Source organism: Micromonospora sp. NPDC023869 (assembly GCF_055559695.1).
The window spans coordinates 13,097-30,427 of the sequence record NZ_JBVHKD010000011.1 but is presented as its reverse complement, the minus strand read 5'-3'; the positions used below and the strand labels follow the sequence as shown (position 1 = coordinate 30,427).

At 71.9% G+C, this 17,331-nt stretch carries 19 protein-coding genes and 1 riboswitch; of the genes, 2 read left to right on the top strand and 17 right to left on the bottom strand.

Annotated features, from left to right (window positions below):
• Position 1: 1 nt before the first annotated feature.
• On the bottom strand, positions 2–1,270 hold the full coding sequence (locus ACZ31C_RS25465; RefSeq protein ID WP_465797410.1) for a chorismate-binding protein: 1,269 nt from the start codon (positions 1,268–1,270) through the stop codon (positions 2–4).
• 96 nt (positions 1,271–1,366) lie between these two features.
• Between ACZ31C_RS25465 and ACZ31C_RS25460 the strand changes: the two genes are divergently transcribed.
• Positions 1,367–1,567, top strand: coding sequence for a DUF5999 family protein (locus ACZ31C_RS25460; RefSeq protein ID WP_131057861.1), 201 nt, complete (start codon positions 1,367–1,369; stop codon positions 1,565–1,567).
• 121 nt (positions 1,568–1,688) lie between these two features.
• Here the strand turns inward: ACZ31C_RS25460 and gcvP are convergent, their stop codons facing one another.
• Together gcvP and ACZ31C_RS25450 are read right to left on the bottom strand one after the other, a co-directional pair.
• On the bottom strand, positions 1,689–4,508 hold the full coding sequence (gene gcvP, locus ACZ31C_RS25455) for an aminomethyl-transferring glycine dehydrogenase (protein ID WP_465797409.1): 2,820 nt from the start codon (positions 4,506–4,508) through the stop codon (positions 1,689–1,691).
• A gap of 77 nt (positions 4,509–4,585) precedes the next feature.
• Positions 4,586–4,684: riboswitch (glycine riboswitch) on the bottom strand.
• 62 nt (positions 4,685–4,746) lie between these two features.
• Positions 4,747–5,613 carry an NAD-dependent protein deacetylase gene (locus ACZ31C_RS25450; RefSeq protein WP_465797548.1) on the bottom strand — a complete coding sequence of 289 codons (867 nt, stop codon included), beginning with the start codon at positions 5,611–5,613 and terminating at the stop codon, positions 4,747–4,749.
• A 72-nt stretch (positions 5,614–5,685) separates the two neighbouring features.
• On the opposite strand from ACZ31C_RS25450, the gene ACZ31C_RS25445 reads away from it, so the two are divergent.
• Entirely contained in the window at positions 5,686–6,345 is a 660-nt protein-coding gene (locus ACZ31C_RS25445) for an SDR family oxidoreductase (protein WP_465797408.1), read from the top strand.
• Between the two features lie 50 nt (positions 6,346–6,395).
• Here ACZ31C_RS25445 and ACZ31C_RS25440 read toward each other — a convergent pair whose 3' ends face one another.
• The 14 genes from ACZ31C_RS25440 to ACZ31C_RS25375 all read right to left on the bottom strand — a co-directional run bounded on the left by ACZ31C_RS25440 (position 6,396) and on the right by ACZ31C_RS25375 (position 17,320).
• Positions 6,396–7,115 (bottom strand): DivIVA domain-containing protein, encoded by a 720-nt coding sequence (locus ACZ31C_RS25440; protein WP_465797407.1) that lies wholly within the window; start codon positions 7,113–7,115, stop codon positions 6,396–6,398.
• The gene (locus tag ACZ31C_RS25435) at positions 7,112–8,290 is read right to left on the bottom strand and encodes a globin domain-containing protein (protein ID WP_465797406.1); all 1,179 of its coding nucleotides are present in this window, start codon (positions 8,288–8,290) and stop codon (positions 7,112–7,114) included. The genes ACZ31C_RS25440 and ACZ31C_RS25435 overlap by 4 nt, the downstream gene beginning before the upstream one ends.
• 3 nt (positions 8,291–8,293) lie before the next feature.
• Positions 8,294–8,692 (bottom strand): group I truncated hemoglobin, encoded by a 399-nt coding sequence (locus tag ACZ31C_RS25430; protein WP_465797405.1) that lies wholly within the window; start codon positions 8,690–8,692, stop codon positions 8,294–8,296.
• Positions 8,693–9,112: 420 nt separating this feature from the next.
• Positions 9,113–9,709 carry a MerR family transcriptional regulator gene (locus ACZ31C_RS25425; protein ID WP_465797404.1) on the bottom strand — a complete coding sequence of 199 codons (597 nt, stop codon included), beginning with the start codon at positions 9,707–9,709 and terminating at the stop codon, positions 9,113–9,115.
• Between the two features lie 208 nt (positions 9,710–9,917).
• Entirely contained in the window at positions 9,918–10,382 is a 465-nt protein-coding gene (locus ACZ31C_RS25420) for a bifunctional nuclease family protein (protein WP_131299495.1), read from the bottom strand.
• A 173-nt stretch (positions 10,383–10,555) separates the two neighbouring features.
• A complete protein-coding gene (gene ftsR, locus ACZ31C_RS25415) occupies positions 10,556–11,257 on the bottom strand; it encodes a transcriptional regulator FtsR (protein WP_465797403.1) in 702 nt (233 codons plus the stop codon).
• Positions 11,258–11,307: 50 nt separating this feature from the next.
• Positions 11,308–11,760, bottom strand: coding sequence for an oxoglutarate dehydrogenase inhibitor Odhl (gene odhI, locus ACZ31C_RS25410; RefSeq protein ID WP_093402417.1), 453 nt, complete (start codon positions 11,758–11,760; stop codon positions 11,308–11,310).
• 218 nt (positions 11,761–11,978) lie between these two features.
• The gene (gcvH, locus tag ACZ31C_RS25405; RefSeq protein ID WP_465797402.1) at positions 11,979–12,359 is read right to left on the bottom strand and encodes a glycine cleavage system protein GcvH; all 381 of its coding nucleotides are present in this window, start codon (positions 12,357–12,359) and stop codon (positions 11,979–11,981) included.
• 58 nt (positions 12,360–12,417) lie between these two features.
• Positions 12,418–13,395: a DUF881 domain-containing protein gene (locus ACZ31C_RS25400; protein WP_465797401.1), complete on the bottom strand. Its 978-nt coding sequence runs from the start codon at positions 13,393–13,395 to the stop codon at positions 12,418–12,420.
• Between the two features lie 9 nt (positions 13,396–13,404).
• Positions 13,405–13,737, bottom strand: coding sequence for a small basic family protein (locus ACZ31C_RS25395; protein WP_396746078.1), 333 nt, complete (start codon positions 13,735–13,737; stop codon positions 13,405–13,407).
• A complete protein-coding gene (locus ACZ31C_RS25390; RefSeq protein WP_465797400.1) occupies positions 13,734–14,633 on the bottom strand; it encodes a DUF881 domain-containing protein in 900 nt (299 codons plus the stop codon). The genes ACZ31C_RS25395 and ACZ31C_RS25390 overlap by 4 nt, the downstream gene beginning before the upstream one ends.
• Positions 14,634–14,709: 76 nt before the next feature.
• Positions 14,710–15,345: a CDP-alcohol phosphatidyltransferase family protein gene (locus ACZ31C_RS25385; protein ID WP_465797399.1), complete on the bottom strand. Its 636-nt coding sequence runs from the start codon at positions 15,343–15,345 to the stop codon at positions 14,710–14,712.
• Between the two features lie 296 nt (positions 15,346–15,641).
• On the bottom strand, positions 15,642–16,097 hold the full coding sequence (locus tag ACZ31C_RS25380; RefSeq protein ID WP_350694383.1) for a MarR family winged helix-turn-helix transcriptional regulator: 456 nt from the start codon (positions 16,095–16,097) through the stop codon (positions 15,642–15,644).
• Between the two features lie 44 nt (positions 16,098–16,141).
• Positions 16,142–17,320, bottom strand: coding sequence for a PP2C family protein-serine/threonine phosphatase (locus tag ACZ31C_RS25375; protein ID WP_465797398.1), 1,179 nt, complete (start codon positions 17,318–17,320; stop codon positions 16,142–16,144).
• Positions 17,321–17,331: the final 11 nt, after the last annotated feature.

The following is a 17,331-nucleotide window of genomic DNA, read 5'->3' as shown; positions in this document are numbered from 1 at the left end:
GTTATCGGTCGGCGGGGCCGGCGGTGGGGCGGCCGGGTGGGGTCGGGTCGAGGGTGGCGCGGACCGGGGCGGTCTTGGCGGCGGCTTCGGCGACCTCGGCGTGCGGGTCGCTGTCCCAGGTGATGCCGCCGCCGGCCCAGACGTGGACGGCGTGGCGGTCGGTGGCGGCGGTGCGGATGGTCAGGCCGAGGTCGAGGTGGTCGGGGCCGATCCAGCCGAGGGCGCCCATGCCGGCGCCGCGGCCGACGGGTTCGAGGGCGGCGATGTGGTGCAGGGCGGCGAGTTTGGGGGCGCCGGTGACGGAGCCGCCGGGGCAGACGGCGCGCAGCAGGTCGGCCAGGCCGAGGCCGTCGGCGACGTCGGCGCGGACGGTGGACTCGGCCTGCCACAGGTCACACCAGCGGCGTACGGCGAACAGGTCGTCGACGCGGACGCTGCCGGTGCGGGCGACGCGGGCCAGGTCGTTGCGTTCGAGGTCGACGATCATGATGTGTTCGGCGCGTTCCTTGGCGGAGGTGAGCAGGTCGGCGCGGCCGGCGGCGGTGGCGGGTCGGGTGCCTTTGATGGGGCGGGTGGTGAGGGTGCCGGCGCGGACCTCGACGAGGGTTTCGGGGCTGGCGCAGCCGATGGCCCAGCCGTCGCCGGTCAGGACGCCGCCGTAGCGGGCGCCGGGAAGCCGGCCGAGGCGGGCCAGGGCGGGGCGGGGGTCGCCGTGGTAGGGGGCGGCGGCGTGGCCGACGACGTTGACCTGGTAGACGTCGCCGTGGCCGATGGCGGTGCGGACGGCGCGGACGGCGTCGGCGTGTGCGGTGGGGGTCCAGCTCTCGGTCCACGGGCCGTGCCACCACGTTCCGGCCGGGGCGCCGGTGGTGGGGGTGTCGGTGTGGCCGTAGACGACGACGGCGATCTCGGGCAGGTCGGCGGGGTTGGCGGCGCCGGGGTTGCCGCCGGCGAGCAGGGCGCCGGCGGCGGCGGACACGTACAGGGCGGCGCCGCAGACGCGGTCGTCGTGGTGGTGGGGGCGGGTGGGGTGGGCCAGGTCGTGCCGGGGCAGGTCGTGGGCGGCGAGGAAGTCCTCGACGGCGGTGGCGGGGTCGCCGCCGTCGGTGGGGCGCCACTGCCAGCGGGCGAGTTCGACGCGGCGGCCTCGGCAGGACGCGGGCGCGGCCGGTGGGTCGTACGGTGACGGATCGACCACCGTCCGTGGGAGCGCTTCCACGACGTCTGGTTGGTGGTGGCTCATCCGTTCAGCGGATTTCCCACGAACCACGCACGCTTCTGCTCGATGCGCCATGCGTTTGCTTGGTACTGTGCGTCACTGGTCGTGTGAACCATGACACAGTGCCCCCACAGTCCGGAGAACCCGATGTGCCAGCACCAACCCACCTGCCCCTCCGCCGAAGCCACCGACCGGGAAGCCGCCAAGGTCATCGCCTGCTTCCGTGAGCAGGGCTGGAGCCTGCTCTGCAACGGGGTCATCGTTTTCGAGGACACCGGCGAACTGCTGCCCGACGGCAGCAGCATCGCACCGCACCGCGGCCCCGCCCGACACGCCCTCGCCGCCTGACCTGCTCACGATCCGTCACGACTCTTCCCGCGTCGACCCAGGCTAGTCCCCGCTGCGGGGACCGTCACGACCAGGTCGACGCGACGCCGGGGCGGCAGGGACCGCCCCGGCGCGGCTGCCGTCAGCTCTCGTACGCCTGCAGCGACGGACACGAACAGACCAGGTTCCGGTCGCCGTACCCGCCGTCGACCCGACGCACCGGCGGCCAGTACTTCCCCGCCCGGTCCACGCCGGTCGGGTAGCCGGCCACCGACCTCGGGTACGGGTGCGGCCACTCGTCGCCGGCCACCATCGCCGCCGTGTGCGGCGCGTTGGCCAGGGGGTTGTCCCCGGCCGGCCAGCGCCCCGCCGCCACCTCGTCGATCTCCGCCCGAATGGCGATCATCGCGTCGCAGAACCGGTCCAGCTCGGCCAGGTCCTCGCTCTCGGTCGGCTCCACCATCAGCGTCCCCGCCACCGGGAACGACATCGTCGGCGCGTGGAACCCGTAGTCGATCAACCGCTTGGCCACGTCGTCGACGCTCACGCCGGTCGTCTTCGTCACCGGCCGCAGGTCCAGGATGCACTCGTGGGCCACCAGGCCCTTGTTGCCCGCGTACAGCACCGGGAAGTGCTCCCGCAGCCGCGCCGCCACATAGTTGGCCGCCAACACCGCCACCCCGGTGGCCCGGGCCAGCCCGTCGGCGCCCATCATCCGCAGGTACACCCACGGGATCGGCAGGATGCCCGCCGACCCGTACCGAGCCGCCGAGATCGCCGGCCGCCCGTCCACCGGCGCGCCACCGGGGTCACCGGGCAGGAACGGCGCCAGGTGCGCCCGCACCGCCACCGGCCCCACGCCGGGACCACCACCGCCGTGCGGGATGCAGAACGTCTTGTGCAGGTTCAGGTGCGACACGTCGGCCCCGAACCGGCCCGGCTTGGCGAACCCGACCAGCGCGTTGAGGTTCGCGCCGTCGACGTACACCTGGCCACCGGCGTCGTGCACCTTCGCGCACAGCGACGCGATGCCCGTCTCGTACACGCCGTGAGTCGACGGGTACGTCACCATGATCGCCGCCAGGGCGTCCCGATGCCGGTCGATCTTGGCGTCCAGGTCGACCAGGTCGACGTTGCCGTCGTCGTCGCAGCCGACCACCACCACCCGCATCCCGGCCATCACCGCGCTGGCGGCGTTCGTGCCGTGCGCCGACGACGGGATCAGACACACGTCCCGGTGCCCCTCACCCCGGTCACGGTGGTACGCGCGAATGGCCAGCAACCCGGCCAACTCCCCCTGCGACCCGGCGTTGGGCTGCACACTGACCGCGTCGTAGCCGGTCACCTCGGCCAGCCACCCCTCCAACTGGCCGATCATCTCCCGGTAGCCGGCGGTCTGCTCCGCCGGGGCGAACGGGTGGATGTGGGCGAACTCCGCCCAGCTCACCGGCTCCATCTCGGTGGTGGCGTTCAGTTTCATCGTGCACGACCCCAGCGGGATCATGCCCCGGTCCAGCGCGTAGTCGAAGTCGGCCAGCCGCCGCAGGTAGCGCAGCATCGCCGTCTCCGAGTGATGCGACCGGAACACCGGGTGGGTGAGGACCTCGTCGGTCCGCCGCAACCCGTCCGGCAGCGCCGCCGTCACCGCGCCGTCGACGCCGTCGACACCGAACGCCGCCCACACCGCCGCCACATGCTCGCCCGTGGTGGTCTCGTCGCAGGAGATCCCCACCCGGTCGTCGTCGACCAGCCGCAGGTTCACCCCGCGCGCCGCCGCGTCGGTGACCACCTGACCGGCCCGCCCCGGCACCGTCGCCGTCACCGTGTCGAAGAACGGCACGTCGGCCACCTCCACACCACCGGCCCGCAGCCCGGCGGCCAGCCGCACCGCCGCCTCGTGGGTGCGCGTCGCGATCGCCCGCAACCCGTCCGGGCCGTGGTAGACGGCGTACATGCCGGCCATCACCGCCAGCAGCACCTGCGCGGTGCAGATGTTGCTGGTCGCCTTCTCCCGCCGGATGTGCTGCTCACGGGTCTGCAACGCCAACCGGTACGCCGGGTCGCCGGCGCTGTCGCGGGACACCCCGACCAGCCGGCCGGGCAGCATCCGCTCCAACCCGGCCCGCACCGCCAGGTAGCCGGCGTGCGGCCCACCGAAGCCCATCGGCACCCCGAACCGCTGGGTGGTGCCGGCGGCGATGTCCGCGCCGATGTGCCCCGGCGCCCGCAGCAACGTCAACGCCAGCAGGTCCGCCGCCACCGTCACCAACGCGCCGACCTCGTGCGCCGCCGCCACCAGCGCCGCCTGGTCACGCACCGCCCCGGACGCGCCCGGGTACTGCAGGTGCAGGCCGAAGAACTCCGCCGGCAACTCCTGCACGGTCAGGTCCAGCACCCGCACCTCGATGCCGAGCGGCTCGGCCCGACCGGCGATCACCGCGATGGTCTGCGGCAGGGCGTCGGCGTCGACCACGTACACCGGGCTGCTGCTCTTCGACGCCCGCCGCGCCAACGTCATCGCCTCGGCCGCCGCGGTGCCCTCGTCGAGCATCGACGCGTTCGCCGTCGCCAGACCGGTCAGGTCCGACACCATGGTCTGGAAGTTCAGCAGCGCCTCCAACCGGCCCTGGCTGATCTCCGGCTGGTACGGCGTGTACGCCGTGTACCAGGCCGGGTTCTCCAACACGTTACGGCGGATCACCGCCGGGGTGTACGTGCCGTGGTAGCCCAGACCGATCATCGACACGGCGACGGTGTTGCGGTCGGCGAGGGCCCGCAACTCGGTCAGGGTCTCGTGCTCACCGGTGGGCTCCGGCAGGTCCAGACGACCGTGCCAGCGGATCACCTCGGGGATCGCCGCATCCATCAGCTCGTCAATCGAGGCGTACCCGACCGTCGCCAACATGCGGCGTTCGTCGTCGGGGCCGGGGCCGATGTGACGGTCGGCGAACTCTGTGGTCATGAGGGGCGCTCCTGCGGGGGCGGGGTCGACAGGTCGGCCCTCCCCCTCTGTCACACCCCACGGGCGCTCCACAGTGCCTGACCCACGCGGTCCTTTTGCCTGAGAGGTTCCGGGGAGGATTTGCCCCTTCGGCGCCGCCCCGGCTGCCGCCAGGCGGTCTCTCCCACGCGGGTGCTACCGGCGCGATCAACGCTACCAGCGTCCCCGCCGGCCCACACCGAACCCCCGGGCCCCCTGCTCAGGAGGCGACGGACACCACGCGGTCCGCCCCGGCCGGGCAGAGCCGGTCGGCCACCGCCGGCAACAGGCGACCCAGCGGGGCGTCGACGCACAACCGCGCGTACGCGTCACCGCGCGTCGGCCCCTGGTTGACGATCACCACCGGTACGTCCTGCCGGGCCGCCGCCGACACGAACCGCCGCCCCGACATCACCGTCAGCGACGACCCGAGGACCAGCAGCAGCCGCGCCTGCCGCACCATCGTGAAACACTGCGCCACCCGGGGCGCCGGAACCGTCTCGCCGAAGAACACCACGTCCGGTTTGAGCATGCCGCCGCAGGTCCCGCAGTCCACGACCCGGAACCCGGCCACCTGCGCGTCGTCGAGATCCACGTCACCGTCCGGGTTGATCGCGGCGGCCCGCGCGTCGAAACCCGGATTGGCCCGCCGCAGCCGACCATCGAGGTCCTCCCGGGTCGTCCGCGCCCCGCAGCCCAGACACACCACCTCGTCGAGGCGGCCGTGCAACTCCACCACACCGGCGCTGCCGGCGGCCGTGTGCAGCCCGTCCACGTTCTGCGTGATGATCCCCGCCACCACACCGGCCCGCTGCAACCGGGCCACCGCCCGATGCCCGTCGTTCGGGGCCGCCTGCGCGATCCACCGCCACCCCAGATGGCTACGCGCCCAGTAGCGGCGCCGGGCCCCCGCGTCACCGGTGAACGTCTGGTACGTCATCGGGGTGTGCCGACGCGCCACCCCGCTGGGTCCCCGATAGTCGGGAATACCCGACTCGGTGGACAGGCCGGCGCCGCTGAGCACCACCACCGCGCCACCGGCCGCCAGCCCCGCCACCTGCTCTATCACGTCCTCCACCCGTACCATGCTGCCCCACCCGGCGGCCCGTCGGCGACCCGGCGGCGGCAGGACCACACCCGGAGCGGATAGGTTCGGCACATGCGTGTCGTCATCGCCGGAGGCCACGGCAAGATCGCCCGACTGTTGCACCGCGACCTCGCCGCCCGGGGTGACGTCCCGGTGGGCCTGGTCCGCAACCCCGACCACACCGCCGCGCTGCGCGCCGACGGCGCCATGCCCGTCCTGGCCGACCTGGAACACGTCACCGCAGGCGACCTCGCCGCACACCTCACCGACGCCGACGCGGTCGTCTTCGCCGCCGGCGCCGGACCGGGCAGCGGCACCGCCCGCAAGGACACCGTCGACCGGGCCGCCGCCGCGCTGCTCGCCGACGCCGCCCGCACCGCCGGGGTACGCCGCTACCTGCTGGTCTCCTCCATGGGCGTGGACCGCGACCCGCCCCCGGGCACCGACGAGGTGTTCGTCGCCTACCTGCGGGCCAAGAAGGCCGCCGAGGACGACCTGACCCGCCGGGACCTCGACTGGACCGTGCTGCGGCCCGGCCGCCTCACCGACGACCCGCCCACCGGCCACGTCACCCTCGACCGGCAGGCGCCCCGGGGCCCGATCAGCCGCGCCGACGTGGCCGCCGTCCTCGTCGCCCTGCTCGACGCCCCCGCCACCGCCGGACTGACCCTGGAGACCGTCGCCGGCCCCACCCCCGTCACCGCCGCGGTGACCGCCCACACCGACGGCTGAGGCCCGGCCGGATCGCCGCCCGGACTCCGCCTCGACGCGACGACCAGGCGTCAGGACTGCTGGTGGCGAGGCAACGACCGGTCCGCGGACGCGGTCACCTCCGCCGGAGCGCCGATGCGCTCCATCGTGCGCGCCAACTGGGCGCTGCCGTCGTCGAGGTGCCGCGCCGCCGCCTGCATGTGCGAGATCATCATCTCGCCGTAGATCCGCAACGCCTCCCGCGCGGCCACCCCGTCGTCGAACGTCGGCCCCGCCGACGCCCGATAGTCCTGCACCGCCCGTTCCGCCTGCTGCCGGGCCTCCTCCACGGCCGCCCGCACATAGCTCTCGTACTGGGTGCGGGCGTACTCGGCGACCCGCCGCGCGTAGTCGTGCGCCTGCGCGATGATCTGCTCGGCCTCCCGCTGCGCCGCCGACAGCAGGTTCACCTCCTTGGCCGCCGGCGCCTGCGGGGACGGACCCGAACTCGGGATCACCCCGTGCCGGTGCAGCTCCAGGTGGCCGGTGAGCATCTCGTTCTCCGCCCGCAGGTCCGCCACCCGCGTCGTGAGTCGATCCACCTCGTCGGCCACCTGCATCCGGAACCGGTCCACCGCGCCCTGGTCGTAGCCGCGCCGGGTAAACGACGCCGACCCGAACTCCCACCGTCGCACCCGGTCGGCGGTCAACCGCACCTGCACACGCCCGGCCACCGGGGTGCCGTCGTACCGGCCGATCGGGGCCGTACCCACCGAACCGGCCCGCCACTGGTCACTGCGGGGCTCACTCACCGGGCACCTCCGGAATCGTCAGGGGCGGACGGACTCTGCATCGCCGTACGCCACGCGGGGCCGTACCACTGCGCACCCGGACCCTCGTAATGCACCTGCCCGGGATGGAAACCGGCGCGGGTCAACGCCGTCACCGCGTACGCCACCACGTCGTCGGCCCCGCACACGTACACGTGGCGGGACCGCCAGTCGCCGTCGGCCAGCGCCCGGTCCACCGGGTGCACGAACTCCCCCGGCCGGTCCAGGTTCACCCCCACCACCTGGGTCACCCGCAACCACGGATACGAGGCGGCCAACTTGTCCAACAGGTCACCGTCATAGAACTCGGTCCGCGACCGCGCCCCCACGTACAGGTCGACCTGCCGGCCCGCCCCCTCCACCGACACCTGCTCCACCAACGCCTTCAACGGCGCCCAGCCGGTCCCCCCGGCCAGCAGCAGCAGATCCGCCGACCCGGCCGCCCGCAACGTCAACGCCTCACCCACCGCCGCCGCCAGGTGCACCTGGTCACCCACCGCACACCCGTACACCAGCCGCGACGACACCGCGCCACCCGGCGCCGCCCGCACATGCAACTCCAGGGTGCCGTCCTGGCGGGGCGCGTTGGCCGGCGAGTAGTACCGCCACGCCCGCACCGCCGGATGCGACACCCCGATCGACTGGCCCGCCGTGAACGGCAGCAGATACTGGGGACGCACCGTCACCACCGCCACGTCGAAGCCCCGCCGCTCATGGCCGACGATCTCGGCCACCCACCACGGTGGATTCACGGCCTCGGCGGCCTGCGCCGCCTCGACCATCACCTTCGCCACCAACGCGTACGCCGCCGCCCAGTCCTGCGCCAGCTCCTCGGTCCACTGGTCACCGAGGAAGTGCCGCAGCGTCGCCAGCAACGCCTCACCCACCGCCGGATAGTGCTCCGCCCGCACCGCGAACTTGCGGTGGTCGGCGCCTAGGTCCTGCAGGAAACCCACCAGCCGGTCCACCTGGTCCACCTGGGACACGATGTGACCCAGCGCGGTCACCAGCCGGTCCCGCTGCCCCGCCATGTTCGTCGGGAACATCTGCCGGGTCTCGGGATGGGTCAGGAACAACGTCGAGTAGAAGTACAGCGGAACCTGGTCGCCGTGCCCGGTGACCAGCGCCCAGCTCCGCTTGAGGCGAGAGACGTCCACGGCTCAGGAGTCCGCCCGGTCGCCGCCGGCCACCACCTGGTCCTGCACCTGCGCCAGCACCGCCTGCACGTCGGTGATGACGTCGTCGGGCACCCCCAACTGCGTCAACGTCGCCGTCAGGTGCTCACCCACCCGGACGTAGTGCGCCACCGGGATGTCCAACGGTCGGTGCGCGGTGGCCAGGTCCCGGCCCGCGTACTCGTTCGGGCCGCCCAGCACCACAGTCAGCATCAACGCCATGTGCCGACGCTGGCCCGCCATGTCCACCTCGGTGAAGTAGCCGGCCAGCTCCGCGTCGGCCAACACCCGGTCGTAGAACAGCTCGACGGCGGCCCGCACCGCGCCGGCCCCGCCGATCCGCTCGAAGTGCGACACGGGGGTGGTCTTGTCGGCGACCGTCACAGGTCAGTCCTTCCGCCGGGGAGAGAGTGCACAGACGCGCGGCTTTCGGCGCGACGTCCGCCGGCAGGCACCCCCGCCGTCGCGGGGCGGTGTCAGGCGGACCGTGTCGGACGATAGCGTGCCGCGCCGTCCCCGTCAGTCCCGAACAGCACACCAACGCCAACGCTCGCACACGCAGCGTGACGAAATCCGGACAGGAGACTGCGGGACGTCACCTCGCGGTCACTGACGGCGAACCCGGCCGGCGATCGGGTCACGCCGGACAAGCGGCACAGAACGCCCCGGTGAGCAGGACCGACGGGAGCACCCCGACACGCTTCACACACCACCGGCCTGCGATGCGCCCACCGCCCACCCCGAGACACAGCGTGATCGACGAATCGCGCGCAGAAAACCCTCACCCGGCGGGCGGACGACCGGTCAGCCGGCCCGCCGACGCGCCCGACGCGCCGCCAACTCGTCGCCCACCAGATCCCCGTCCCCGGCGACCTCGGGCTCCGGCTCCGCGACGCCACCCACCGGCTCCGCCGGCAGATGCGACAACGACCCCTGGATCTCCTTGAACGCGCCACCGATCGCGATACCGAACACCCCCTGGCCGCCCTGCAACAGGTCGACCACCTCCTCCGGGGAACGACACTCGTACACCGTCGTCCCATCGGAGATCAACGTGATGCCCGCCAGGTCCCCCACCCCACGCGACCGCAACGCCTCGATCGCCTTACGGATGTTCTGCAACGACACCCCGGCGTCCAGCAGCCGCTTCACGACCTTCAACACCACCAGGTCCCGGAACGAGTACAACCGCTGCGTACCCGAACCCGAAGCGTCGCGCACACTCGGCACCACCAGCGCCGTCCGCGCCCAGTAGTCCAGCTGGCGGTAACTGATCCCCACCGCGTGGCAGGCCGTCACACCCCGATACCCCACCGCACCGTCACTGTCAGTCGCCGAACCAGGCATCCCACCCGACTCGTCCCACTCCGCAACCGGATCGGAATCTCGCGGCTCGTGCATCCGGACAACCTCCCCGTCAGTGCGGTGACACGTCACTTCCGGGACGCGCACCCCTCGACACGGCAACCCTATAGCGACCGCCAGGGGTTACCACGGAGAAACCGCCGCGACACGCCGCGCATCGACAGCGACGATCATCACCATCACCGACCGTGACGCCACGATGGTGGTCACGCACATGGCCCGGGCACACGACCCGGGCCACCGATCAACCGGCGAAGTCCTCCGGACGCACCTGCTCCAGGAACTCCCGGAACTTCTCCACCTCGTCCTCCTGCTCATCGGGAATCACGATCCCCGCCTCGCTGAGGACCTCCTCGGCACAACGAATCGGCGCACCGACCCGCAACGCCAACGCGATCGAATCACTCGGCCGCGCCGAGACCCGCACCCCGTCACCGATCAACAGATCGGCGAAGAACACGTTCTCCTTCAGCTCGGTGATCTCCACCGCCCGCAACGGCGCCTTCAACGCCGCCAACACATCCCGCAGAAGATCATGGGTCAACGGCCGGGCCGGCTTGACACCCTGCTGCTCGTAAGCGATCGCCGTCGCCTCGACCGCGCCGATCCAAATCGGCAGATAGCGGTCACCCTCGACCTCCCTGAGCAGGACGATCGGCTGGTTACTGGGCAACTCCACCCGAACCCCGACCACGCTCAGCTCGCGCACCGCCGCCTCCGTGTCGTTGTCACCTACGCCGCACCGCGCCCTTCCCTGCACGGTACACGGACCGCGACACGGCCATCTCACGCGCTCCGCGCACCACGCCCGTGCCCAGAAGAGGGGTTACCCCCGCAAGCCTACGCCACTCACCAACCCGCCGATCAGCGCGCACACGCACCTCACCGACCCAACGTCGACCGCAACCCCACCCGCACCAACGCCGCATGCAACTGCTGCGACAACGCCACCAACTCCCGCGCCGTCTCCGCCGCCCGCGCCCGCGCCGCCGGATCACTCTGCCGCGCCAACGGCGCCACCAACTGCGCGAACAGACCCACCTCCCGATCCGCCGCCGTCCGGTAACCCCGCAGATGCCGAGGCTGGAACCCGTACTCCGCCAAACCGGCCACCGCCCTCGCGATGATCAACGCATCCCCGTCGTACCACCCCGGCGGATCCGACACCACCAACCCGAGCCGCTCCAACTCCGCCAACGTCGACTCGTCCAGCCCACTGCGCGCCACCAACTGCGTACGATCCAGCCGCACCTGACCCGACTCGACCGACGACGCCGCGCCACGCCCCGGCACCTCACCGTCCGGCCCCACCGCCACCAACGCCGGCCGCGACCGCTCCGGCGCCGCACCATCGGCATCCCACTGCGCCAACTGCTCACGGATCACCCGCAACGGCAGATACTGATCCCGCTGCGCGGTCAACACGAACCGCAGCCGAGACACGTCGTCCCAGCTGTACTTCCGATAACCAGCCGCCGTGCGCTGCGGCTCCACCAGACCCTCGGCCTCGAGGAACCGCAGCTTCGAAATCGTCACGTCAGGAAAATCCACCCGCAACTGGGCCAGCACCTCGCCGATACTCATCAACGGCTGGGCACGACCCACCCCGGACGGCGGAGAAGCCGCAGGCTCGTTCACCCCCGGCCGGCCTCCCCCTCCGGGCGCGGACCGGCGATGAACACGACCCGGAACTTGCCGATCTGCACCTCGTCACCATTGCTCAACGTGGCCGCCTCGACCCGCTCCCGATTCACGTACGTGCCGTTCAAACTGCCCACGTCCCGCACCGTGAACGTCCCACCGTCCCGGTGGAACTCCGCGTGCCGACGCGACACCGTCACGTCATCGAGGAAGATGTCACTGTCCGGATGCCGCCCACTGGTTGTCACGTCGTGATCCAGCAGGAACCGCGCACCCGCGTTCGGACCCCGACGAACCACCAGCAGCGCCATCCCCGGCGGCAGCGAACCGGACATCCGGCTCGGCACCACATCGGTGTCCGGCCCCTCCAGCGCTTCCTCGAGCGAACCCAGATTGAGCGTCGACGTGACGTCGAGCGGGGGGAACTCGTCGCCTGGGCGAGTCATGGGGACCACCTCACGGATCTGTTTCGGTCGGCGTCGGGAGACGGCGGGTCTGGCCGCCGGGCTACACACCACCCGGCGGCTGGCTCTCCGTGCCCGGAAAGGCTGTCCGCGACGCACAACTAATTGGGTTCTCGGTCGACTGGGCGAGCCTAGCCAGCGCCGAAAAACAGGGCAACCGGACGCGCGGCACACACCACGACCGCCGCCCGGGAAACCGATCAGCTCTCGGTCAACTCGCGATACGCGTCCGCCGACAGCAGACCCTCCACGGTCGCCGGATCCGTCGGAGAGATCTCCACCAACCAACCCGCACCGTACGGATCCGTGTTGATCACCTCAGGCGTGTCGACCAGCGCCTCGTTGCGCGCCGACACCGTACCGCCCACCGGGGCGTAGATCTCCGACACACTCTTGGTCGACTCGATCTCACCCAACGACTCACCAGCCGCCACCACCGCACCGGACTCCGGCAACTGCACATACACGATGTCGCCCAACGCGTCCTGCGCGAAATGAGTGATGCCCACCCGCACGGCACCGCCGTCCACGGTCGTCACCCACTCGTGCTCGGCGGTGTAACGCAGTTCCTCAGGAATCACCAGCAGCGTCCTCATCCATCGGTGGCACCGGACCGACCGGCGCCGGCCCCACCCGGCCTCACGAGACCGGACGGGCGTGTTCCAGCGTGCTCGGCACGTGCAGCGCCGAAACCTCGGCAACCTCACGATCCTCAACGATCACGTTACCGCCGTCGCGCGCCACCACCGCCACCACCCCGCCAGGAATGTTGAGCGCCGTACGCATCGTCGACGGATCCCCGATCACCGTGATCGTGAACGGACCCGTCAACCGACGCCCGTCCACGATCAACGACCCGTTCTCCCCGTCCAGGAAATACGTCGACGCCACGATCCGCACCGACGCGCGGTCACCACCGGAGATCTGCATCGCCTCCGCACCGGCACCCCGCAACTCCTGCACCGCGTCCAACACCCCACTCGCCGAGATCGGCTTCGACGGCCCCGCCTGGAACCGCACCGCCAACCCCGGACCCCGCGCCGGCAACGTACCCGCCAGGATGCCCAACTCGTCCGCCCGCCGGGTCGCCTCCTCCAACGCCGCCTGACGCCCCTGCTCACCCGAGCGCAACTGACGCTGGCTCTCCTCCAACGTCGTGATGTCCTGCCGCAGACGCATCTCCCGCGCCTCCAGGTCGTACAGGATCCGGACCAGGTCCTCCTGCCGCGCCGCCGCCAACGACGAGTCCGTCGACGTCGTCTTCAGCTGCACCGCCAGCGTGAACCCCAGCAACACCAGCAGCACACCGATCATCACCGCCGCCGAACTGAACCGCCGCAACGGACCAGCCGCAACGGCCGCAGCCGCGCCGCCCGCCGCCTCGTCCCGCTCGACGGCCTCCTCACGCTCGGCGGAATCCCGCTCGACAGGCTCGGCCGGCACAGCCGGCGACTCGCCGTCACCCGGCTCCGGCCGCCCCTGCGGCGACAACGGACTCAACTCGTCAGGATCCGGCGCGTCCGGACGCGGATCCGGCTCCCCAGCCGGCCCACCCGGCCGGGCCGGACCCGCCGGCTGCGGCCACCCCGTACCGGTCTCGGTGTGCTCGTCAGTCACGACACCAACCTACGCCCGGAACAGGTGCCGACGGATCGCCGCCACATTGCCGAAGATACGAACCCCCAACACGACCACCACACCGGTGGACAACTGACCACCCACGCCCAACTGGTCACCCAGATACACGATCAACGCCGCCACCAGCACGTTCGAGATGAACGACACCACGAACTGCTTGTCGTCGAAGATCCGGTCCAACTTGGCCCGCACGCCACCGAACACCGCGTCCAACGCCGCCACCACCGCGATCGGCAGATACGGCTGCAACGCCGACGGCACCGTCGGATCCAGCCACAACCCGAGCACCACACCGGCCAGCAGAGCCAGCACCGCGATCATCGACCACCTCCGGAAGGGCTGGGTGACGTACCCGAGTCGGACGACTCGTCACCGCCCGACGGCGACACACTCGGACTCACCGCGGGCTCCGCGTAGCGTAGCCGCGGCTCCGGCGCCGCCGGCAACGTGAGCCGGTCCGCGTCCCGCACCTCGAACGACAACCCGTTCGCCTGCGACACCCGACGCATCGTCAACGCGCTCCGACTGCCCTCGTACGCCTTGCGCATCGACCCCGGACCGATCGCCGACACCTCGTACGGCCCGGTCACCGGCCGGAAGTCCACCAGGATCGCCTCGCCCGCCGACCGGATCGTCGACGTCGCCGTCAACCGCTGACCGTTGATCGCGATCGCCTCCGCCCCGGCGCCCCACAGATCGTTGGCCACCCCCTGCAGGTCGCTGTAGAGCACCCGCGACGGACCCACCTTCGCCCCGCCCAACGACTCCCCACCGTCCGGCCCGTCGGCCAACCGCACCACCACACCGTCACCGCGTACCCGACCCAGGCCCGCCCGCGCCTCCAGGTCCCGCAGCCGCGCCGCCTGCGAACCACCCAGCGCCGCCTCCCGCTGCCGGGTCACCTCCTCGCGCAACTGGTCGGCGCGCACGGACAGGTTGTCCGTCTCACCCTGCCGCTGCTTGATCTGCCCGACCAACCCCGACCGCGCCTGCGCGCGCCCCGGCTCCTCCGCCATCGTCTGCCGGTACGCCACCGCGCACAGGAAACCCAACAGCAACACGACCACCAGCGTGATCGGCCCCACCGACCACCCCGGACGCGCCGGCTTCCCGGTCTTCGCCCGGCGAGCCGCAGCATCGGCGTACCCCGGATCCAGCGGGTTCTGGAACAGTTCGGTGAGGAAGTCCGGGCTGAACCCCCGGTTGCGCTCGCTCATGCCGAAGCTCCGCTACGCGTCGCGCCGGCACGAGGCTCCACCGCGCTGCGCCAGATGACTCGCTCGCTGCGCTCGCTCATGCCGTCTCTCCTCGACCGACCGCCCGGACCAGCTGGCGCGCCTGGATCACGTACAACGCACCAGCCGCCCAGTACAGCACCAAACCCCACCAGGCCAGCGCCCAGCCCACGGCACCGGCCACCGCCGACGCGGCCGGCACCGCGGCCGCCAGCAGCAGCGCCGGGAAGGCCGCCAACAGCAGGAACGTCGCGGTCTTGCCGACGTAGTGCACCGGCGGCGGACCGTAGCCGTAGCGGCGCAACACCACCAGCGAACCGGCCAGCAGCAGTTCCCGGGCCAGCAGCGCCGCGGTGAACTGCCACGGCACCACCTCGCGCGCGGTGAACGCCACCAGCGTGGCGAGGATGTAAAGGCGGTCGGCGAGCGGGTCGAGCAGTTCGCCGAGGCGACTGACCTGACGCAGTCGGCGGGCGATCCACCCGTCCACCCAGTCGCTGGTCCCGCCGACCGCCAGCACCACGATCGCGGCCACGTCGGCGCGGGCCACCAGGAAGAGGTACAGGAAGACCGGGACGCCCAGCAGACGGACGAAACTGATCAGGTTCGGCAGAGTGAGGACCCGGTCGGTGGACCGTCCCGCGTCAGCCTCGGGGGCCTGCGGTTGCTCTGCCCGAGCCGGTCGACGCGCCACCGAACCTCCTCCGCGGCACGCGACCCCACCTCGGCCTCTGGGTCCGCCATGGAACGCCGTGCGCGCTGTCGGGCCGGCTGGTGCCGGCACCCCCCTGCGATCCCCGATCCGGGATCTGCCCTGGCCCGCCGCCCACCGTTGATGATCACCGGTCGGTCGGATGCGCTGCCACTATAGCGGGCTGCCGTGCCGCCTCGACCCGCTCGGCTTGCCCCTGTCGGTGATGTTCGTCCGGTGGCGGTGTGAGCACCGTCACCACCGCTAGAGCATCCTAGGATGATAGATGGAAAGGGGCGTCAGGCGCTGCGGGCCGAGGAGTCCGGCGGCTCCGCGGTCGCCGCCTGGCCGAAGGCCTTGAGGGCCCGCAGCAGGTCCTGCTGCACCCGCGCCGGCATCCGCTCCAGGACCGCCCGCACGGCATCGTGGCGGCGCGACCGCACCTCCCCCAGCAGGACCTCCGCCGCGGCGGTGGGCGTCAGGCGGACCTCACGCCGGTCCCGGGGGTCGGCCTCCCGGCGCACCAGGCCGATCGCCTCCAACCGGTCACAGAGCCGACTGGCCGAGGAGGGTACGACGTCCAGCAGCTCCGCCAGACCGTTGATGTTGGTCTCCGGCCGGCTGCTGAGCAGCGACAGCACCCGCAACTGGGTCGGCGACACGGCCATCCGGTGCCGGGTGACGGCGGAGTCGAGGACACCCACCAACGACTCAGCGGCTGCGTCGATCGCCGCGGCGAGATTCGGTCGCTCCACCCGATGTCCCCTGCGATTGTCCCGCTCGTACCACCCGAGGCCCGTCAGTCCTGCGTCCGGCCGTCGGCACCGTGCCAGTCCAGGCAGACCACGACGGCGTCGTCACGCAGGTCGGCGTCCGCGTGGAATGCCTGCAACTCGCGCATCACCGTACCAACCGCCTCCGGCGGCGGCTGCAACCGCGTGGCCCGCATGGACCGCGCCATCGCCCGCTCCCCGTACGTCTCGCGGCCACTGGGATCCGCGCCCCACACCCCGTCGGAGACCACGAACAACCGGTCCCCCGGGTCCAGCGCGAACTCCTGGAGCGCGTACCGGGTCTCGGCGAACATGCCCAACGGCAGTTGCTGCTCCAACGGGACCCGGGACACGGTGCCGCCGCGCAGCCGCAACAGGTGCGGCGAACCGGCGTCCACCGCCTGCACCCGGCCGGTGGCGCAGTCCAGTTCAAGCAGGACGGTGGCCACGTGCCGGTGACCCCGATGCTGGTAGTAGACCGTGTCGGAGGCCAGTTCGGCCTGCTCCACCAGGCCGCCGCCGGACCGGCGGGCGTTGCGCATCGCGTTCACCGTCACCGCGGTCAGCAGGGCGGCGGTCAGCCCGATCCCGTCGCCGTTGAGCACGGTGACGGTGAGCCGGCCGTCGTCCAGCGACCAGTCGAAGTGGTCACCGCCCACCGTGTACGCCGGTTCGAGCTGACCGGCCAACTGGAACGAGCCGTGACTGACGCTGCGCCCCGGCAGCAGCTCCCACTGCAACTCGGCGGCCATGCTCAGGCGCTCCTGCCGACGTGCCCGCCGGTAGCGGTCGGTCTCCCGGTCGGCGGCGTGCATCGCCAACGCGACCTCACCGGCGATGTCCGCGGCCCGGCGCACCACGCTCTCCGGCGGCTCCTCGGGCATCTCCACCATCAGCACGCCGAGCCGCTCGCCCCACACCGACAGCGGCAGATAGAGCTGGCACCGGCCGTCGGTCCCGCCGGCCCGGACCGGCTGCTGACTGCTGAAGCTGCGTTGCAGCGGCCCCTGAAGGGCGTGCGCGGCGGCATCCGGTTGCCGCGAGTCGAGCACCGGCCACAGGCCACTGATCCGGTAGTCGGCGACGAACACGACGGTGCCCGAGGCACCCAGGACCGACCGGATGGCCCGGTCGGCGGCCTCGACCACGCGATCGGGCGGAGCCTCGCGCAGGGCGCGCGAAACCCCCGTGGGCGCATCCGGCATGTCGTTCCTCC

What these genes read in the sequence shown, in the direction of transcription:
- ACZ31C_RS25460 (WP_131057861.1), top strand. Translation starts at nt 1,367, where the DNA reads ATGTGCCAGCACCAACCCACCTGCCCCTCCGCCGAAGCCACCGACCGG.
- gcvP (WP_465797409.1), bottom strand. Translation starts at nt 4,508, where the DNA reads ATGACCACAGAGTTCGCCGACCGTCACATCGGCCCCGGCCCCGACGAC.
- ACZ31C_RS25450 (WP_465797548.1), bottom strand. Translation starts at nt 5,613, where the DNA reads ATGGTACGGGTGGAGGACGTGATAGAGCAGGTGGCGGGGCTGGCGGCC.
- ACZ31C_RS25445 (WP_465797408.1), top strand. Translation starts at nt 5,686, where the DNA reads ATGCGTGTCGTCATCGCCGGAGGCCACGGCAAGATCGCCCGACTGTTG.
- ACZ31C_RS25425 (WP_465797404.1), bottom strand. Translation starts at nt 9,709, where the DNA reads ATGCACGAGCCGCGAGATTCCGATCCGGTTGCGGAGTGGGACGAGTCG.
- ftsR (WP_465797403.1), bottom strand. Translation starts at nt 11,257, where the DNA reads ATGAGTATCGGCGAGGTGCTGGCCCAGTTGCGGGTGGATTTTCCTGAC.
- odhI (WP_093402417.1), bottom strand. Translation starts at nt 11,760, where the DNA reads ATGACTCGCCCAGGCGACGAGTTCCCCCCGCTCGACGTCACGTCGACG.
- ACZ31C_RS25395 (WP_396746078.1), bottom strand. Translation starts at nt 13,737, where the DNA reads ATGATCGCGGTGCTGGCTCTGCTGGCCGGTGTGGTGCTCGGGTTGTGG.
- ACZ31C_RS25390 (WP_465797400.1), bottom strand. Translation starts at nt 14,633, where the DNA reads ATGAGCGAGCGCAACCGGGGGTTCAGCCCGGACTTCCTCACCGAACTG.
- ACZ31C_RS25375 (WP_465797398.1), bottom strand. Translation starts at nt 17,320, where the DNA reads ATGCCGGATGCGCCCACGGGGGTTTCGCGCGCCCTGCGCGAGGCTCCG.